Genomic DNA, 16,085 nt, shown 5'->3' with positions numbered 1-16,085 from the left:
CCCGAACGCGGCGCGGCCCGGCGGATGAGACCGCCGGGCCGCGCCGGGAGGATTCGAGGTACCTCTCGGCGAAGGGTCAGCCCACCTTGCCGGAGAGGGCAACCAGCACGCCCGCCGTGGCGAAGTATTTATTGCTGCCCAGATCCTTGAGTGTCTTGATGCCCATGCCGGCCAGCAGTTCGTCGTGCTTTTCCGTCAGGCCGGCGAGGGCCGACGGCGGGGCCGCCAAAACCTCATCCAGCGTGGCATTCTCGTATGCCTTATCGAGGGCCTTGCCCAATTCGATGGAAACTGCCATGGTCATTTCCTTTCATCGGTGGGGTGGAAAAATCGGATGGAACTGCGCCGTGTCAGGCCCTGCGGTCGGCCTGGAGCGCGTCGCGGATTTCGGTGAGAAGGGCGATTTGCGGGTCTTCGGCCGCTTCGTCCTTTAACGTCGGGGTGAATGCCGAGGCGCCGGTTGCGGCGTTCGATCATTTTGTTCATGGGAACGACGATGATGAAGTAGATCGCGGCAGCCACCAGGACGAAATTCACGATGGCGGTGAGGAGGACGCCGAATTTGATGTCATTGCCGTTGAGGGTGACGAGGGCAAAGCTATCGAAATTCGGCGAGCCCACAAGGCCCGCGATGAACGGCATCAGGACGCTCTGGACGAGGGCCGTGACCACCCCTCCAAAGGCTGCGCCAATCACGACGGCGACGGCAAGGTCCACGACGTTGCCTTTGAGAATGAAATTCTTGAATCCGGTCAACATGTTTACCAAGCTACTCTGCAGAAATACACCTGCAAATATCTTGAGGTGAATTTCCGGAATTATTTTTGACGGGAACGGTAATCACCGCTTGGCGGCACGGACCCGCTTCCGATCGAGGATGAGCGACGCCGCGATGCCCAGCATCCAGATGTCCTTGGCCAGGCCGGTGCCTTGCTGGGTGGGGCGGATCCCGTCCGCCTCGGTCATCCCCGGCGTCTTCAGGTACATGGTGAAGAGGGAACCGGAGAAGGCGGCCAGGCCCAGGCCCACCAGACGGCTCGGGATGAACGGGGCCAGCAACGCCGCACCGAGGGACATCTCGGCGTAGCTCAGCATCTTCCCGAACGTCACTGGGTCCATGCTGGTGACGGGGGAAGCGCCCGGGCGGCCATGGCCTGGACTCCGGCGGCGCTCTCGGCGTCGAGGTTCCGTTTACCCCAACCCGAGTTGAGGATGAAGGCTCCGGTGGTCAGGCGCAGTGGAAGATGACTCAGTCTCATGGCGGTCCCCTTGGCTGTGTTGTGGTGGGTGGTGCCGGATACGCAAGAGCCTAGTGACCCCCGGCCCGCCACCGCCAGACCCCGGTGAGCTCCGTGGGGCCGGGCGCCCCTCCCCTCCCGCGCCGTGTTCTGTCAGCATGGGAGCGGCACCGGGGTCCGCGGCCCCGGAACCGCGCATTCGGCGGTCCATCCAATCAAGAGCGGAGGAAGCATGGCAGGAGACGGAAACTTCAGAATCGTGGTGGGGGTGGACGGCTCCCCGCAGTCGCAGGCGGCGCTGGACTGGGCCGTCGAGGAGGCCGGGCTGCGCTCGGGAGAGGTGCTGGCGATCGCCGCCTGGCACTATCCCTACGTCAGCGACGCGCTCGGTCAGGCCTGGGATTACGAGGTGTTCCAGCGCGACGCCGAGACCATCCTGGAGTCGGAACTGGCCCGGGTCGGGAACCGGGGCGGGGCATTGACCGGCCGGTCCGTGCAAGGCAACCCGGCGTCGGCCCTCATCGACGCCTCCCGGGACGCCGACCTCGTGGCCGTCGGGTCCCGCGGGCACGGCGGATTCACCGGAATGCTGCTGGGCTCGGTGTCCTCGCAGACCGTCCACCACGCCCACTGCCCGGTACTGGTGATCCGCGAACCCGGCGCCAATTAGGACCCCGGGTTAGGCTCGAAACCGCCGTCGAGGGCATGGTTTAGGGTGGTGCCATGCCCAGCCGCATCGCAGGAATAGCGCTCGACGCCACCAACCCCGGACTCCTCGCCGCCTTCTGGTGCGCCGTGCTGGACTGGGAGGTGGTGCCCGAGGACAGCGACGGCGACGCGCTGGTGAGCATCGCCGCGCGGGACCGCACCGGACCCAGCATGGACATCATCGCCGTGCCCGAACCCAAGGCCGGCAAGAACCGGCTCCACCTGGACCTGCGCGCGGACGTCTCCGACACAGCCACGGAACTGCGGCGCCTCCTCGATCTCGGCGCCACCCGTGCCGACGTCGGCCAGGGTCCGGACGTCAGCTGGGTGGTCCTGGCCGACCCGGAGGGCAACGAATTCTGCCTGCTCTCCCGCACGGTGCAGGACGTCCTGCGGGACGACGAGCAGGCCCGGCAGCAGACGCAGTCCTAGCCGCGTCCACCACCGGGCACCGCCGGCTCCACCTCAGTAGCGGTAGAAGCCCTCGCCCGTTGCGACGCCCAGCTTGCCGTGGTCGATGTAGTTCTCCTTCAGGTAGCGGGCGAAGGCCTGCGACCCAGCGTCGGGCGCGTGCGAGGAGATGTTGTACGCCGTCGTGAGGCCGACGACGTCGAAGATCTGGAAGGGCCCGCTGGGGGCGCCGGTGGCGATCCGCCATGTCTTGTCGATGGTCTGAGGGTCCGCGACGCCCTGCAGCAGGAGGCCAGCGGCGGCGTTCAGCAGCGGCACCAGCAGCGAGTTCAGTACATACCCGGCCTTCTCCTTCCGGATTTCCACCGGCTCCAGGCCGCTCTCCCGCGCGAAGGCGACGACGGCGTCGAACGACTCGGGGCTGGTCTCCGCGGTGCCCATGACCTCGGCGATGTTCTGCGCCCAGATGTTGTTGGCATAGTGCAGGGCCAGGAAGCGGTCCGGCCGGCCGGTGGCTTCCTTGAGGTCGCTCGGCAACAGGGTGGAGGAGTTCGTGGCGAAGATGGTCCGCTCCGGGGCCAGGGTCGCGAGGAGCGGTACACCTCCCGCTTGAGCTCCAGCACCTCGGGCACCGCCTCAATCACCAGGTCCGCGTCGGCTGCGGCCTCCCCCAGGTCCGAGGTGAGCCGCAGCCGGGTGAGGGCCTCCTCAGCCTTCCCGTCGGCGGCGCCGGGCACCTGGCTGCGGTAGATCGCGGCGAGCCGGTCGAAGCGCCCCCGTGCCGTGCCGAGGGCGTCGTCGTCGACGTCGTAGGCGGTCACGGCGAACCCGTGGAAGGCGGCCTGGTAGGCGATCTGTGAGCCGAGGACGCCGGTGCCGAGGACCGTCAGGTTGTGGATCGGGGCCATGCGGGTACTTCCTTTCCGTCCGGCTACGCGCCGGGGTTGGTGGTGCCGTAGATACTGCGGATCCAGATGGTGGACAGGACATCCAGGGCGCGGGACTCCTCCAGCGCCGGGGTTTCCCGGTTGAGCACGGCGGTGATGACCCGCTCGTTCATCAGGTTCAGGCTGACGGCCAGGTCGTGGGGATCGGCCCCGCCCGGCGCCGCGCCGCGGGCCTGTTCGGCCGCGATGACGTCGCTGGAGAAGTCCACCCAGGACTGCATGGACCGGGACCAGAGCGCGCGGACCTCCTCGTTCCGGGCGCGGGCGGCGATGGCGGCCGTGGCGACGCCGCGGTGGGCGGTGAACACGTCGACGAAGACGCCGATCGAGCGGGTCCAGGCCGCCACCGCGTCCCGGCCGAAGTCCCGCGGCAGGGCCCCCACCCGGTGCTCCACCTCGGTGATGACCCGGTCCAGGAGCGCCAGTAGCACCGCGTCCTTGGAGGGGAAATAGAAGTAGAAGGTGGGCCGGGAGATGCCCGCACCGCGGGCCAGGTCCTCGATCGAGACGTCGTCGAAGGACCGCTCGGCGAGCAGCGCCTCGGCGGTGATGAGGATTGCGTCCTGGCGCTCGTCACCCGAAATCCTGGCGCTTCGCCTGCCTCGTTCAGCCATGCGCCCATCGTAGCGCCTCTTCTCAACAGACTGTTGACTCTTTCGACACCGAGTCGATAACTTGGCCGTATGAGCGAACACGTGGATGTGTTGATTGTTGGAGCGGGCCTGAGCGGCATCGGCTTTGCCAGCCGGTTGAAGCGCGAGCTGCCGGGGAAGAGTTTCGCGGTGCTGGAGTCCCGCGGGGCGGTCGGGGGGACCTGGGACCTCTTCCGCTACCCGGGCATCCGCTCGGATAGCGACATGTACACCCTCGGCTACTCATTCCGGCCCTGGGAGGGCGCCAAGGCGATCGCTGACGGTGATTCCATCCGCGACTACATCCGGTCCACGGTCGCCGAGGAGGGACTTGAGCCGGCGGTCCGGCTCAACACCCGGGTGGTCTCGGCCGACTGGTCCAGTGAGACCGCGCAGTGGACGGTCACCGTGGTCCGGACCGGCGACGGCGAATACCGGCACGGCGCGGCGGCGGAGGAAGAAAACCCCGGCGCCCCGGACGACGGCGCCGGGCGGCAGACCCTGACGTGTTCGTTCCTCTCGGTCTGCTCCGGCTACTACCGCTACGACGAGGGTTTCAGCCCGGCCATCGAGGGGGCGGAAGACTTCGCCGGCACCATCGTGCACCCGCAGCACTGGCCCGCAGACCTGGACTACACCGGCAAGCAGGTGGTGGTGGTCGGGAGCGGCGCCACGGCCGTGACCCTGGTGCCGTCCATGGCGAAGACGGCAGCGCGGGTCACCATGCTGCAGCGCTCCCCCACCTACATTGCCCCGGTTCCGGCCCGGGACCACCTGGCCGACCGGCTGCGCGGCAAGCTGCCCGCCCAGCTGGCCTACGACGTCGTGCGCGTGAAAAACATCCTGTTCTCGATGTTCACCTACCAGCTGAGCCGGCGGCGCCCGGAGACCATGAAGGCCATCCTGCGGAAGTCGGCGGTGGCCAAGCTGCCGTCCGGGTTCGCCGTGGACACGCACCTGGCGCCGACGTACCAGCCGTGGGACCAGCGGGTCTGCGCCATCCCCAATGGCGACCTGTACCGCGCCATCAGCGCCGGCACCGCGGATATCGTCACGGACCGGATCGCGCGGATCACCCCGGAGGGCATCGAACTGGGGTCCGGCGGCTCCCTGCCTGCCGACGTGATCGTCACGGCCACCGGGCTAAACCTGCTGGTGATCGGCGGCATGTCGCTGACCGTCGACGGGGAGCCCGTGGACGTGGGCCGGACGCTGACCTACAAGGGCATGATGCTCGACGGCGTTCCCAACTTTGCTCTGACCATCGGCTACACCAACGCCTCCTGGACCCTGAAGGCGGACCTGGTGGCCGGCTACGTGGTCCGGCTGCTGAAGCACATGGACCGGCGGGGCCGGCAGTGGGTCGCTCCGGCCGCCCCAGCCGAGGTTTCCCAGGGTGAGCTGACGTCGCTGATCGACCTGAAGGCCGGCTACATCTTCCGCGGCGCGGACCTGTTGCCGCGCCAGGGTGCAGGCTCGCCGTGGCGGCTGCACCAGAATTACTTCCGCGACTTCGCCCTGCTCCGCGCCGGCCGGCTGACCGACCGGGTCCACTTCGGGCGCCGCGGCCAGCATGTCCGCACCGGGGCGCCGGCCGCCCCGGTGCGCAAGGATCCGCTGGAACTGCCGGGCACCGGCTACGTCCAGGTGGGCGGCACGCGGCTGCGCTACCGGAAGACCGGCAGCGGCAGCCCGGTGCTGCTGCTGCACGGGATCGGGCAAAGCCTGGAGGACTGGAACGAACAGCATGAACTGCTGGCCGGACGGCACACCGTGTACAGCATCGACCTGCCGGGCTTCGCCTACTCGGAGCGGCTGCCCGGCACGGCGACGCTGGCCCGGCTCGCCGACATCCTGCCCGGCTTCCTCGACGCCGTCGGGGTGCGGGAGCCGCTGCCGGTCATGGGCAACTCACTCGGGGGCGCCGTCGCCATGAAACTGGCGGCGGACCACCCGGAGCGGGTCTCCGCCCTGGTGCTGGCCAACAGTGCCGGGTTTGGCAAGGAGGTCACCCTGGTGCTGCGGCTGCTGGCGCTGCGGCCCGTGGCCGCACTGCTGATGCGCCCGGCGGAAGCGGCCTCCCTACGGACGGTGCAGTCGCTGTTCTACGACAAGTCGCTGGTGACGCGGGACCGGGTGGCGCACGCCCTGGCCCTGTCCCGGCGCGCCTCGCACCGGAAGACACTGGTGGATGTCGCCCGGGACCTCGGGACCATCGCCGGCGTCCGCGCGGAGTGGCGGAGCGAGCTGCTCGCCGCCCTGGGGCACCGGGACGTTCCGGCGCTGGTGGTCTGGGGCGACCACGACCACATCCTGCCCTTCAACCACCTGGAGGCAGCGCTCGCGGCCCTCCCGGGGGCGGAATCGCACATCTTCGCCAACACCGGCCACATGCCCCAGATCGAGCGCCCGGACGAATTCGCCGCCGTGGTCGAGGACTTCCTCGACCGACGCGCCGGGACCGCCCCCGCGACGAAGGCGGAGGCGGAACTGCAGCCGGACCCGGCCTAGGTCAGGGTCCAGGACCGCTTCGACAGTCCGAACCAGAAGCCGTCGATCGCGGTCTTCGCGTTGAGGTCACCGGATTCGTAGGCGGCACCCAGCGCCACGTACAGCGGTGCCCAGTGCTCGCTGCGCGGGTGCGCCTCGCGGGCCGCCGGGGCCTTGTGCAAGAAGTCCAGGATGGAGTCGACGTCGCCGCGGGCCATGGCTTCCTCGGCCCAGTGGTCGAATTCACGGGAGACCGACGGCGGCGTGCTGTCGGGGCCGCCGGCGGGGTTGAACCAGCGCAGGTTGTGGGTCGTGAACCCGGAGCCGACAATCAGGGTGCCGCGGTCGCGCAGCGGGGCCAGGGACCGGCCCAGCGTGAACAGACCTTCCGGATCCAGGGTGGGCATGGACATCTGCACCACCGGGACGTCCGCCTCGGGGAACATCTCCTTCAGCGGCACATACGCGCCGTGGTCCAGGCCGCGGCTCTCGTCCCGCTCCACGTGGTGGCGGTGGTCCGCCACCAGCTTGGCCACCTCGGCGGCCAGCTCCGGGGCCTGCGGCGCGTCGTAGGTGACCTCGTAGTACTTCTGGGCGAACCCGCCGAAGTCGTAGACCAGGCCCGGGTTGCGGGTGGTGGCGCTGAGCGCGACCGGGGCGTTCTCCCAATGAGCCGAAATCATCAGGACGTCCTTCGGCTTGGCGAAGGTGCCGGACCAGTCACCGAGTTGCCGGGTCCAGGTGGCGTCATCCGCGAGTGGCGGGGCGCCGTGGCTGAGGAAGAGGACGGGTGCGCGGTCAGCTGTCGATGTCATGCCTCCAGTTTATGAGGTTTTAGTTGAAGTTTCAAGTGTTGTTTAGAATGCTTTGCGGCAGACTGGTCGCGTGACCGGAAACCCTTGGGTGCTGCACGTCGACCTGGACCAGTTCATCGCCGCCGTCGAGGTCCTGCGGCGGCCCGAGCTGGCGGGCAGGCCGGTGATCGTCGGCGGCCGCGGCGACCCCGCCGAGCGCGCGGTGGTCTCCACGGCGTCCTACGAGGCCCGGGCCTTCGGCGTGGGCTCCGGGATGCCGCTGCGGGTCGCCGCGCGCAAGGTGCCCGACGCCGTCATCCTCCCCGTTGACCGGGACGCCTACCTGGCGGCCTCCGAAACGGTAATGGCGGTGCTGCGGGACCAGCCCGGCGCCACCGTGCAGGTTCTCGGGTGGGACGAGGCATTAGTCGGCATCACGACGGCGGACCCGGAGGCGTACGCCCGGGGAATCAAGGCCGCTGTGCTGGAGGCAACCCGGCTGCACTGCAGCGTGGGCATCGGCGACACGCTGGTCCGGGCCAAGGTGGCCACCGGATTCGGCAAACCGGCGGGCATCTTCCGGCTCACCGCGGAGAACTGGCTGCAGGTGATGGGCGCCAGGCCCACCCGGGAACTGTGGGGCATCGGCGCCAAGGTCTCCGCCCGGCTGGCCGCACTGGGCATCACCACCGTGTCCGAACTGGCCGCGGCAGACCCGGCCGCCCTGGTCCCGGAGTTCGGGCCGAAGATGGGCCCCTGGTATGCGGAGCTTGGCCGCGGCGACGGGTCCGCCACCGTGGACAGCACCCCGTGGGTGGCGCGGGGGCACAGCCGGGAGACCACCTTCCAGCAGGACCTCACCAGCCCCGGCCAGGTCGAATCCGCGCTGCGGGAGCTGGTGGCCCAGGTCCTGGGCGACGTCGCCGCCGAGGGCCGGCCCGTCATCGGACTCACCCTTAAGGTCCGCTACGCGCCGTTCACCACCAAAACCCTGGCCCGCAAGATTCCCCAGACCTCGGACGGCGCGGACGTCCTGGCCCGCGCCCTGGCCATCGCCGCGGAGATCGACCCCGGGCGGCCCATCCGCCTGCTGGGGCTGCGGGCCGAGATGACCATGCCCGACGATGCGCGGCAGGGGCACACGCCTACCCGCGGAGGCTGGTGAGGACGGCCGGCGCGGTACCTGTTTTTTCCCCGGCACTGCTTGGAAATTACGTGTTTACAGCCCACGGAGGCGGCCGTAGGGTGCTCGGTTAACAAGGGTTTAGACAACCTTGGGAAGGGATCGATGCACCATGCAAACCACCCGAAACACCACAAGAAAGAGCATTCTCATCAAGGCGCTGGTCACCGCAGGTCTGGTGGTGGCGGCGCTCCTGGGCGGCCCCGCGGCGGTCGCCCGGGCGGAGGACAAACCCCTGATCGGCCTGACCTTCGACGACGGGCCCTCACCGCAGCGGACGGCCTTCGTCCTCGACGTCCTCAAGCAAAAGGGCGTGAAGGCGACCTTCTTCCTGCAGGGCGTGAATGCCCAGCAATACCCGGACCTGGTCCGGCGGATCAAGGCCGAGGGGCATGTGATCGGCAATCACTCCTGGAACCACCCCAATTTCCCGGAGCTGAGCAACGCCCAACAGAAGGACCAGATCGACAGCACCAACGCCGCCATCTCGGCCGCCACCGGCTCCACCCCGAAACTGCTGCGCTTCCCGTTCGGCAACAGCACCACCTATGCGACCGGCTACCTCAAGACCCTCGGCATGAGCGGCGGGGTCCTCTGGCACTGGGACGTCGGTAATCCCGGCGATTTCGAGTGCCCCGGCGCCACGGGCGTACAAAACTACGTCATGGCCGAGGCCGCCCCCGGAGCGATCATCCTGCTCCACGACGCCGAAGATGTCCTCAACTGCCCGGCATCGCAGTGGACCTACCTGTCGTCCACCATCGACGCCCTGCGCGCCGAGGGCTACGACTTCGGGGTGGTGGCGCCGTCGTCGTCCGCCAACCCGGTGAACCAGGGTTCGCCCGCCGTGGTCGTGGCACCCGCGGGCTAGCCTGGTGTGACCGATCCGGGCCGCTCCATGGCGGCCCGGAGCAGGTCCGCCAGTCCGGCCAGGTCCACGGCGGCCTCAGTGTCCACCCGTATTGTCGTCCCCAGCTCGAGCGGGGCGCCGTGCTCCCACCACTCCGCCCAGGTGGCGTCGGCCGTCGCCGGGTCCATCGTGTGGATGGGGTGGCGCACCCGCCGTTCATAGCGCACCCGGGCGGTCTCCGCGAGGACGTCGCACCAGACCTCGGCGATGGCGGGGGCGCCGGACAGGGCGGCCCCTCGCCGAGCGTGCTCCAGGTCGCGGGGCCGGTACCACCAGGATTCGACGACGGCTGCACCGGGCACCGCGGCCGCCAGCTGCCACATGGTGTCTGACGCGATCTGCCCGAGCCGGCCGCCGGAAACGCAGCCGCCGGTAGTCTCCGCGAGCGCCTCCTTGAGTACGTCCTTGGAGATCACGGGGAGTCGCAGGATGCCGCCGAGCTGGCGGCTGAGGGTGGTCTTACCGGACCCGGGCAGCCCGTTGACCAGAATCAGGAATGAAGCCATGGATCAGGACCCTCCCTTTGCGTGGGTGTCCCGGCGGCCGCGCACGTGCCCCTCCTGCAGCGCTCCCCCGACACTGTCCAGCACCGCCGAGGCCACGCGGCACAACTCGTCGCCGGAGCGTTCGGCGGACTCCGCCCACCCGATGAGGTCCGTGGCCTCGGGGCGGTCGAGGCTGCCCAGCCGTCGGACCAGCCACTTGCCGGTGCCGAGCCAGCCGTTGTTGGCGAACAGGAGCAGTTCCGCGCTGCGGACGAAGACGTCGGCCATGACGGCCAGCGCCTCCTCCGGGGCCGGGTTGCCCCGGAGATCGTCGATGGCGGCCGTGAGACCGTACCGCAGGTCATCCCTCTGGTACGGATCCAGGGGCGCGGGGCCGGCGTCCAGGATGGCCCCGGCCTTGTCCCTAAGCTGATCCGCAACGTCCTCGCCCATCAGGGGAAGTCCGGTCGCCCACATGTCGAGCGCCACCGGCCGACGCAGCCCGGCTTCTTTGGCGAACCACTCCTCGATGCCTTCGGGACCATAGACGAACGATTCCACCAGCCATCCGTCGTAGCGCAGCGTCTCCGCGTAGTTCACGGTCCGGTCGGCGTAGTAGAGGACCACGTCCAGATCGGAGGTGTCGGTCCCGCGGCCCGCGGGGATGCTGCCTGCCAGTGCCGCCGCGGCCGCCTCCGGATGGACCTCGCCGACGAATGCCCGGGCCGAAGCCACCGCTCGGTCAAAAATTGTCGGGGTCATAGGCTCACTTTCTCTGCGATCCGGCGGGCGGCCAGTTCCGGTGGAGTGCTGGTCGTGTCGATAACTTCTGCCTCCGCGTGCAGCCACATTTCGGCGGCCTCGGCATACGGTTCGACGTAGGCGAAGCGGAACGACGACGGTCCCATGACCGTGTCGTTCTGGATTCTGTCCCGCAGCGTCTCGCCGTCCGCGTGCAGGACGAAGTGCCGGACCGGGATGCCGTAGCCTTCCAGCCCGGCGCTGATTTCCCGCCAGTAGCTCTCCACCAGCACCGTCATCGGGATAACCAGCGTGCCGCCGGTGTAGTCGAGGAGGCGGCGGGCGGTCTCGACCACTAGCGGCCGCCAGGGATCCCAGTGTTGAAAGTTCCCCATATCGGGCAGCGCCGGAGTGACGTCCATGAGGACGTCGCCCACTTTCTCCGCGTCGAAGACCCGGGAATTCGGCAGGAGCTCCTGCACCAGGGCACTCGTCGTCGTCTTACCCGCCCCATGGGTGCCGTTGATCCACACAATCATGGCTGCACTCTAACCCGGGCCCTTGCTAGGATCGGCCGGACCGTCCCAGGCAGCAGTGACATCCACGAAGGCGAGGATCCATGAAGGCAGCACTCTACGACGGCTTTGCCGCCAGGTACGCCGCGGAGAACGAGTCCAGTCTCCTCAACGCGCACTACGAGCGGCCCGCGATGCTGGACCTGGCCGGCGACGTCCGGGCCAGGCGGATCCTGGATGCCGGCTGCGGGTCCGGCCCGCTGGCGGCGGCGCTGGTTGCCAGGGGCGCCTCGGTGACCGGGATCGACGTCAGCCCGGCCATGATCGAGCTCGCCCGGCGGCGCCTGGGTCCGGACGCGGACCTCCACGTAGCCGACCTTGGCGAAGCGCTGCCATTCCCCGACAACACCTTCGACGACGTCGTCTGCTCGCTGGCCCTCCACTACCTTGAGGACTGGTCGGCACCCCTGGCCGAGCTTCGCCGCGTCCTGGTCCCGGGCGGCCGGCTGTTGCTGTCGGTGAACCATCCGACGGTCAGTGTCGTCAATTATCCCGGCGAGGACTACTTCGCGACCCGGGAGTACTCCGAGGAATACGAGTTCGACGGCGTGCCTGCGGTGCTCACCTTCTGGCACCGGCCGCTGCACGCCATGTTCGACGCGTTCTCCGCTGCCGACTTCCGGGTGGTCCGGGTCGCCGAACCGGCCCCGTCCCCGCAAACACCATCGGAGCTGCTCCCACCCCGCATCGCCGCGGGTGAGCGCTCCGCGTTCCTGTCGTTCATCTTCTTCGTCCTCGACGCCGGCTGAGGAGCCCGCCCTCCCAAGCAGGAACCCGCTCCCCCGCTGGGTGTCCCCTGGACGAAGGGTGGGTCCCCGGCGCATGGCAGCTGGTGGTGCGCCGTGCGCCGTCGTTCGGCCCTCCCTTGTTACGATCGAGGGGTCCGCGGAAACCGCGGGGACCTGCGGCGCACCCTGCGGCGCACGGCCCGACGTGCACGTCCACCAGTCTGAGGTTGATAGATGGTCCTTCAGGATCGCGCAAAAGCTACCCGAGCGGCGGTCATCGCCGGTGCCGCAGCGGTTTTCGAGGAACACGGCTACGGCAGCACCAGCCTGACGCAGGTGGCGGAGCGGGCCCAGGTGACCAAGGGCGCCATGTACTTCCACTACCCCTCCAAGGAAGACCTCGCCCGGGCGGTGATTGCCGAGCAGCACCGAATGGCGGAGGCCGAGGGCCAGCGGGTCCTCGCCAAGGGGCTGCCACCCCTCGAATCGATGATCCTGATCTGTGCCACGTTCGGCCTCCAACTGCTTGAGGAACCCGTGGTCCGTGCCGGCATCCGCCTAACCTTTGAGGCCACCTCGTTCGGGCCGCCGGTCCGTGAGCCCTACGTGGACTGGATCGCCACGATCGAGGACCTGGCGGCGCGCGCCAGGGCCGACCGTCAGCTGCGTTCCTCCGTCGACGCCGAAGCCTTCGCCCGGTACCTCGTGGCGTCCTTCACCGGGGTGCAGATGGTCTCCTGTGTCCTGACCGAACGCCAGGATGTCATGCAGCGCATCGAGCAGATGTGGGACATCATGCTGCCCGGAATCCTGCACGAAGACCTGCTGGGACAGGCCAAAAAGCTGTCGGCGATCATTCCCCAGGCTGTCCTGGAACCCGTCCCGGCAACGGATTAGACAAAAACCGGACGCCCGTCTTGTTTATGGGACTTCTGTGCCCTAGAGTTGTGACACATCCATTAGGAACCGCACTTTTGCGGTAGCTGTGTCGGCGCACAAGTTTTTGGGGGGCGCCGACACGGCTTTTTCCATTTCCGAAGGTCCTGACGCACTGTGCGGCCCTTTTCAGGCCCACGCCACAGCGGCGAGAAGGAGCGGGGCGGCTACTCGCCGTCGGCAGGCCGGCCCGCCTCGCGGTGCAGCCGGGAACGGGCGCTGTTTTCAACCAGGGTGGGGACGTAGATCCTGATGCGGCCCGTGTCCAGGGAGTGGTATTCCTCCCCCACGATGCTCTCGATGCGGTGCCGGGGCTCATCAGGAAAGCGGGCCGCGAGGCGCTCGGTAACCTGGCTGATGGTCGATTCCTGCTCAGCGTCGCTCATCCTGTCATTGTGAGCCAGCGGATATTCGCCGTCAATGAATCCACTGCCGTTCCGGGCGGCGTCACCCGGCATTCATCTTCCTGCCGCACAGTTTCCTCCAACCCCGCATCCCCGGGGCGTTGTTGAGGAAAGGTCACCATGGTGCGTCTTCCCCGCCGGCTGCCCGTTCTGGTGACCCACGGCGGCCGGTTTGCCCTTTCGGCCTTCGCCGCCGCCGACGTCGACCCCTTGGCCCGCCTGCTGACGCACGACGCGGTGTGGTCGCAGGGCTACGGCGACGGCGGCCCCCGGCCCGCCACCTACGGCCAACTCATCGAGTTCATCCACCGGCGCTACGACGGACTGGCGGTCTTCGCCATCCACCATCACAAGATGCCCGGATCGCCGCTGTTCGCCGGCACCACCGGTATCACCGGCGTCTCGGACGGCCGGGTCAGGGTGGGCCGCACCGTGATCGATCCGGCACTGTGGGGAACGGGCGCCAACCACGAGGCGAAAGTCGCCGTCTTCGATTGGCTGTTCGCGGCCGGAGCCGACGGGATCGAGTGCGACGTGGACCCCCGCAATGTCCGCTCGCTGAAGTCGCTGACCACCCTGGGGTTCGCCGTCGAGGGCTTCCGCAGGATCCCGTCGCCTGCCACTGACTCCGGCTGGCGGGACATGGCCGTCCTCATCCTCCCCGCGAAAGCCTGGTCCGAAGCCCGGGCACGGGCGGTGCGGACGATCGATGCCGGACGGCGCACCCTGGGAGCACCCGCCTAGGCCTGCCCGAGGCGAATAATTGCGTGTTTTGCCGGGCGGCGCCCCGCCCCGGGGTACCTTTAGGGAGTTGCCGAACATTTCGGCTTGGCTCTTGGAAGGTAAGGGGACATGGCACCGGTTATTGTCGACGGCGGCAAGGGCAGCGTTGAGCTCGACGACGGCGGTTACGTGCACCTGCGCTGGCTGCCCAGGGTGGACATCCAGGTCGAGGACGCCCGGGCCGCGATGGCCACTGTGAACGACGTCTGCCAGGACCAGCCCCATCCCATGCTCGTGGACATGGCCTCGGTCGCGTCGGTGAGCCGTGAGGCGCGGGCCATCTGGTCCATCCCCTGCAGCGCCTCGCGCATCGCGCTGCTGGGCCGGTCGCCCGTGGACCGCGTCCTGGCGAACTTCTTCCTCGGCGTGCACATCCCGCCGTGCCCCACCCGGTTCTTCACCTCCCGTGACGACGCCCTGGCGTGGCTCAATACCAGACAAGCTGGTCCCACGGCGTGAGCCCCGACGGGGAGACCGCCGATCTTCGGCTGCAGGAACTCGTCGAAGGAATTGTCCGCCTGGCCGCCGGCGACCTGGAGGCACGGCTCGTTGCCTCCGAGAACGGCGACGAGATCGACGCGGTGATCACGGGCATCAACCTGCTGGCGGAGGAACTCGGCCACATCCACGCGGAACTTGAGGAGCGCGTGGCCGCCCGGACGGCCATGCTGCGCCGCACGCAGGTGGAACTGGAACTGATGGCCAAGACGGATGCCCTGACCGGCCTGGCCAACCGGCACCTGCTCAGCGAACGGATCCGCGACGCCATCGCGGCCGCCTCCGACGCCGCCAGGGTCCCGGCCGTTCTGGTGCTGGACCTCGACTCCTTCAAGGCCATCAATGACACCCTCGGCCACAGTGCCGGCGACGCGGTGCTGGTGGAGGTCTCCCGGCGCCTGCTCTCGGTGGTGCGGGCCGAAGACACCGTCGCGCGCCTGGGCGGGGACGAGTTCGCCGTCCTCATCGACGGCGCCACGGAGGAAGAGACCCTCGCCATCGCCCAGCGCGCCCGCGACGCGCTGCAGGAAAGCGTGAAGATCGGCTCCGAGACGGTCTGGACCACGGCCAGCATCGGCGTCTGCATTCAGCGCGCCGGCTACTCGCCCGAGGACCTCATCCGCGACGCGGACATCGCCATGTACCAGGCCAAGTCCGAGGGCCGGAACAAGGTCCGCCGTTTCCATCCGGACATGCTCGACGCGGTCCTGGAGCGGTCGCGGATCACCTCCGAGCTGCGCAGCGCCGCCGCCGGCGGGGAACTCGCCCTCCTGTACCAGCCGGTGGTGGAGCTCGCCACCGGAAGGATTGCCGGCGTCGAGGCCCTGGTCCGGTGGCACCACCCCGTCCACGGGACCATCATGCCGGACCTGTTCATCGGCATCGCCGAGGAGACCGGACTGATCCTGGAACTGGGCCGCTGGGTGCTGCAGGAAGGCATCGCCCAGCTGGGCCGCTGGAAGGCCGAGGCCCCGGAACTGGCCGGCTTCGGCCTCCATGTGAATCTCTCCGCCGCGGAACTCCTGCGCAGCGACCTGGTCGACGATGTCCGGGAAACCCTGGCACGCCACAGCGTGGAGCCCCGCCGGCTGGTCCTCGAGATCACCGAGACCGTCCTCATGTCCCGCGGCGCCGGCGAGGAGCAAATCCTGCACCGGCTGCGGGATCTTGGCGTCGGACTGCAGATCGACGATTTCGGCACCGGGTACTCCTCGATCAGCTACCTGCGCTCCCTCCCGGCGGACACCGTCAAGGTGGACCAGTCGCTGATCCGGAACCTCGAATCGGACCCCCGGCAGCACAAGTTCGTCGCCGCCGTGTTACAGCTGATCGCGGCCGCCGAGCTGAACGCCATTGTCGAAGGGATCGAAACCGAGGGCCAGGCGTCCCGGCTGCAGGCCATGGGCTGCCAGTACGGCCAGGGCTACCTGTACGGCCGCCCGGTCGACGCCGCGCAGGTCCTCGAACGGCTCCGCGGCGCGGTCCAGCCCCGGTAGAGTATGCGAATGTCCAAGCTCTGGCAGCAGCTCCTCCTTGTCCCCACGGTGGTGCGCCTGACCTCCAAGGCCCCGCGGGACCCGCACACGGCGTGGGACCGGTACTGGACCGGCGTCCGTGCAACC

Annotated in this window: 20 protein-coding genes and 2 pseudogenes; 10 read left to right on the top strand and 12 right to left on the bottom strand. The window is 68.7% G+C overall.

Annotation, left to right across the window (positions count from 1 at the left end):
* Positions 1–76 precede the first annotated feature (76 nt).
* The 4 genes and pseudogenes from ACRQ5B_RS13270 to ACRQ5B_RS13255 all read right to left on the bottom strand — a co-directional run bounded on the left by ACRQ5B_RS13270 (position 77) and on the right by ACRQ5B_RS13255 (position 1,259).
* Positions 77–298: a hypothetical protein gene (locus ACRQ5B_RS13270; RefSeq protein WP_290257666.1), complete on the bottom strand. Its 222-nt coding sequence runs from the start codon at positions 296–298 to the stop codon at positions 77–79.
* 52 nt (positions 299–350) lie between these two features.
* Positions 351–759 (bottom strand): annotated as a pseudogene (gene mscL, locus ACRQ5B_RS13265) (large conductance mechanosensitive channel protein MscL).
* Positions 760–840: 81 nt separating this feature from the next.
* On the bottom strand, positions 841–1,110 hold the full coding sequence (locus tag ACRQ5B_RS13260; protein WP_432394574.1) for a hypothetical protein: 270 nt from the start codon (positions 1,108–1,110) through the stop codon (positions 841–843).
* Positions 1,107–1,259, bottom strand: coding sequence for a hypothetical protein (locus ACRQ5B_RS13255; protein ID WP_432394571.1), 153 nt, complete (start codon positions 1,257–1,259; stop codon positions 1,107–1,109). The genes ACRQ5B_RS13260 and ACRQ5B_RS13255 overlap by 4 nt, the downstream gene beginning before the upstream one ends.
* 211 nt (positions 1,260–1,470) lie before the next feature.
* Here ACRQ5B_RS13255 and ACRQ5B_RS13250 point away from each other — a divergent pair, with 211 nt between their 5' ends.
* Both ACRQ5B_RS13250 and ACRQ5B_RS13245 read left to right on the top strand, forming a co-directional pair.
* On the top strand, positions 1,471–1,908 hold the full coding sequence (locus tag ACRQ5B_RS13250; protein WP_432394568.1) for a universal stress protein: 438 nt from the start codon (positions 1,471–1,473) through the stop codon (positions 1,906–1,908).
* A 53-nt stretch (positions 1,909–1,961) separates the two neighbouring features.
* Positions 1,962–2,378 (top strand): VOC family protein, encoded by a 417-nt coding sequence (locus ACRQ5B_RS13245; RefSeq protein WP_432394565.1) that lies wholly within the window; start codon positions 1,962–1,964, stop codon positions 2,376–2,378.
* A gap of 33 nt (positions 2,379–2,411) precedes the next feature.
* Here ACRQ5B_RS13245 and ACRQ5B_RS13240 read toward each other — a convergent pair whose 3' ends face one another.
* From ACRQ5B_RS13240 to ACRQ5B_RS13230, 3 genes and pseudogenes are all read right to left on the bottom strand, one after another.
* A complete protein-coding gene (locus ACRQ5B_RS13240; protein ID WP_432394562.1) occupies positions 2,412–2,894 on the bottom strand; it encodes a 3-hydroxyacyl-CoA dehydrogenase family protein in 483 nt (160 codons plus the stop codon).
* Positions 2,895–3,010: 116 nt separating this feature from the next.
* Positions 3,011–3,265, bottom strand: a pseudogene (locus ACRQ5B_RS13235) (3-hydroxyacyl-CoA dehydrogenase NAD-binding domain-containing protein); the annotation flags it as partial.
* A 23-nt stretch (positions 3,266–3,288) separates the two neighbouring features.
* The gene (locus ACRQ5B_RS13230) at positions 3,289–3,918 is read right to left on the bottom strand and encodes a TetR/AcrR family transcriptional regulator (protein ID WP_412883116.1); all 630 of its coding nucleotides are present in this window, start codon (positions 3,916–3,918) and stop codon (positions 3,289–3,291) included.
* Positions 3,919–3,987: 69 nt separating this feature from the next.
* On the opposite strand from ACRQ5B_RS13230, the gene ACRQ5B_RS13225 reads away from it, so the two are divergent.
* Positions 3,988–6,447: an alpha/beta fold hydrolase gene (locus ACRQ5B_RS13225; RefSeq protein WP_432394559.1), complete on the top strand. Its 2,460-nt coding sequence runs from the start codon at positions 3,988–3,990 to the stop codon at positions 6,445–6,447.
* Here ACRQ5B_RS13225 and ACRQ5B_RS13220 read toward each other — a convergent pair.
* Positions 6,444–7,241 (bottom strand): dioxygenase family protein, encoded by a 798-nt coding sequence (locus ACRQ5B_RS13220; protein WP_432394556.1) that lies wholly within the window; start codon positions 7,239–7,241, stop codon positions 6,444–6,446. The genes ACRQ5B_RS13225 and ACRQ5B_RS13220 overlap by 4 nt on opposite strands.
* An 88-nt stretch (positions 7,242–7,329) precedes the next feature.
* Here ACRQ5B_RS13220 and ACRQ5B_RS13215 point away from each other — a divergent pair, with 88 nt between their 5' ends.
* Together ACRQ5B_RS13215 and ACRQ5B_RS13210 are read left to right on the top strand one after the other, a co-directional pair.
* A complete protein-coding gene (locus tag ACRQ5B_RS13215) occupies positions 7,330–8,385 on the top strand; it encodes a DNA polymerase IV (RefSeq protein ID WP_432398765.1) in 1,056 nt (351 codons plus the stop codon).
* A 130-nt stretch (positions 8,386–8,515) separates the two neighbouring features.
* Positions 8,516–9,274: a polysaccharide deacetylase family protein gene (locus ACRQ5B_RS13210; RefSeq protein WP_432394553.1), complete on the top strand. Its 759-nt coding sequence runs from the start codon at positions 8,516–8,518 to the stop codon at positions 9,272–9,274.
* Here the strand turns inward: ACRQ5B_RS13210 and ACRQ5B_RS13205 are convergent.
* The 3 genes from ACRQ5B_RS13205 to ACRQ5B_RS13195 are packed head-to-tail and all read right to left on the bottom strand — an operon-like array spanning position 9,271 to position 11,078.
* The gene (locus ACRQ5B_RS13205) at positions 9,271–9,819 is read right to left on the bottom strand and encodes an AAA family ATPase (RefSeq protein ID WP_432394550.1); all 549 of its coding nucleotides are present in this window, start codon (positions 9,817–9,819) and stop codon (positions 9,271–9,273) included. The genes ACRQ5B_RS13210 and ACRQ5B_RS13205 overlap by 4 nt on opposite strands.
* Before the next feature lie 3 nt (positions 9,820–9,822).
* Positions 9,823–10,560, bottom strand: coding sequence for a hypothetical protein (locus tag ACRQ5B_RS13200; RefSeq protein WP_432394548.1), 738 nt, complete (start codon positions 10,558–10,560; stop codon positions 9,823–9,825).
* Positions 10,557–11,078, bottom strand: a complete 522-nt coding sequence (locus ACRQ5B_RS13195) for an ATP-binding protein (protein WP_432394545.1) — start codon at positions 11,076–11,078, stop codon at positions 10,557–10,559. Before ACRQ5B_RS13195 ends, ACRQ5B_RS13200 begins: the two co-directional genes overlap by 4 nt.
* Positions 11,079–11,158: 80 nt before the next feature.
* Here ACRQ5B_RS13195 and ACRQ5B_RS13190 point away from each other — a divergent pair, with 80 nt between their 5' ends.
* Positions 11,159–11,863, top strand: a complete 705-nt coding sequence (locus tag ACRQ5B_RS13190) for a class I SAM-dependent methyltransferase (protein WP_432394542.1) — start codon at positions 11,159–11,161, stop codon at positions 11,861–11,863.
* Between the two features lie 213 nt (positions 11,864–12,076).
* Positions 12,077–12,739 carry a ScbR family autoregulator-binding transcription factor gene (locus ACRQ5B_RS13185; protein ID WP_432394539.1) on the top strand — a complete coding sequence of 221 codons (663 nt, stop codon included), beginning with the start codon at positions 12,077–12,079 and terminating at the stop codon, positions 12,737–12,739.
* A gap of 206 nt (positions 12,740–12,945) precedes the next feature.
* Here the strand turns inward: ACRQ5B_RS13185 and ACRQ5B_RS13180 are convergent, their stop codons facing one another.
* The gene (locus tag ACRQ5B_RS13180; protein WP_290257651.1) at positions 12,946–13,164 is read right to left on the bottom strand and encodes a three-helix bundle dimerization domain-containing protein; all 219 of its coding nucleotides are present in this window, start codon (positions 13,162–13,164) and stop codon (positions 12,946–12,948) included.
* Between the two features lie 138 nt (positions 13,165–13,302).
* Between ACRQ5B_RS13180 and ACRQ5B_RS13175 the strand changes: the two genes are divergently transcribed.
* The 3 genes from ACRQ5B_RS13175 (at position 13,303) to ACRQ5B_RS13165 (ending at position 15,959) form a co-directional block, all read left to right on the top strand.
* Positions 13,303–13,926, top strand: coding sequence for a GNAT family N-acetyltransferase (locus ACRQ5B_RS13175; RefSeq protein WP_432394536.1), 624 nt, complete (start codon positions 13,303–13,305; stop codon positions 13,924–13,926).
* Positions 13,927–14,034: 108 nt separating this feature from the next.
* Positions 14,035–14,424, top strand: coding sequence for an STAS/SEC14 domain-containing protein (locus ACRQ5B_RS13170; protein ID WP_432394533.1), 390 nt, complete (start codon positions 14,035–14,037; stop codon positions 14,422–14,424).
* Complete coding sequence (locus ACRQ5B_RS13165) at positions 14,421–15,959, top strand: putative bifunctional diguanylate cyclase/phosphodiesterase (protein ID WP_432394530.1); 1,539 nt, start codon at positions 14,421–14,423, stop codon at positions 15,957–15,959. Before ACRQ5B_RS13170 ends, ACRQ5B_RS13165 begins: the two co-directional genes overlap by 4 nt.
* Positions 15,960–16,085: the final 126 nt, after the last annotated feature.

This window comes from Pseudarthrobacter sp. L19 (assembly GCF_050859435.1).
GTDB lineage: Bacteria > Actinomycetota > Actinomycetes > Actinomycetales > Micrococcaceae > Arthrobacter.
Note: the sequence above shows the minus strand (reverse complement) of the source record. Positions and strands in the feature narration are given on the sequence as shown.

Coding starts and splice junctions, on each gene's coding strand:
- ACRQ5B_RS13270 (WP_290257666.1), bottom strand. CDS start 298: ATGGCAGTTTCCATCGAATTGGGCAAGGCCCTCGATAAGGCATACGAG.
- ACRQ5B_RS13255 (WP_432394571.1), bottom strand. CDS start 1,259: ATGAGACTGAGTCATCTTCCACTGCGCCTGACCACCGGAGCCTTCATC.
- ACRQ5B_RS13250 (WP_432394568.1), top strand. CDS start 1,471: ATGGCAGGAGACGGAAACTTCAGAATCGTGGTGGGGGTGGACGGCTCC.
- ACRQ5B_RS13245 (WP_432394565.1), top strand. CDS start 1,962: ATGCCCAGCCGCATCGCAGGAATAGCGCTCGACGCCACCAACCCCGGA.
- ACRQ5B_RS13230 (WP_412883116.1), bottom strand. CDS start 3,918: ATGGCTGAACGAGGCAGGCGAAGCGCCAGGATTTCGGGTGACGAGCGC.
- ACRQ5B_RS13225 (WP_432394559.1), top strand. CDS start 3,988: ATGAGCGAACACGTGGATGTGTTGATTGTTGGAGCGGGCCTGAGCGGC.
- ACRQ5B_RS13220 (WP_432394556.1), bottom strand. CDS start 7,241: ATGACATCGACAGCTGACCGCGCACCCGTCCTCTTCCTCAGCCACGGC.
- ACRQ5B_RS13210 (WP_432394553.1), top strand. CDS start 8,516: ATGCAAACCACCCGAAACACCACAAGAAAGAGCATTCTCATCAAGGCG.
- ACRQ5B_RS13205 (WP_432394550.1), bottom strand. CDS start 9,819: ATGGCTTCATTCCTGATTCTGGTCAACGGGCTGCCCGGGTCCGGTAAG.
- ACRQ5B_RS13200 (WP_432394548.1), bottom strand. CDS start 10,560: ATGACCCCGACAATTTTTGACCGAGCGGTGGCTTCGGCCCGGGCATTC.
- ACRQ5B_RS13195 (WP_432394545.1), bottom strand. CDS start 11,078: ATGATTGTGTGGATCAACGGCACCCATGGGGCGGGTAAGACGACGACG.
- ACRQ5B_RS13190 (WP_432394542.1), top strand. CDS start 11,159: ATGAAGGCAGCACTCTACGACGGCTTTGCCGCCAGGTACGCCGCGGAG.
- ACRQ5B_RS13185 (WP_432394539.1), top strand. CDS start 12,077: ATGGTCCTTCAGGATCGCGCAAAAGCTACCCGAGCGGCGGTCATCGCC.
- ACRQ5B_RS13180 (WP_290257651.1), bottom strand. CDS start 13,164: ATGAGCGACGCTGAGCAGGAATCGACCATCAGCCAGGTTACCGAGCGC.
- ACRQ5B_RS13175 (WP_432394536.1), top strand. CDS start 13,303: ATGGTGCGTCTTCCCCGCCGGCTGCCCGTTCTGGTGACCCACGGCGGC.
- ACRQ5B_RS13170 (WP_432394533.1), top strand. CDS start 14,035: ATGGCACCGGTTATTGTCGACGGCGGCAAGGGCAGCGTTGAGCTCGAC.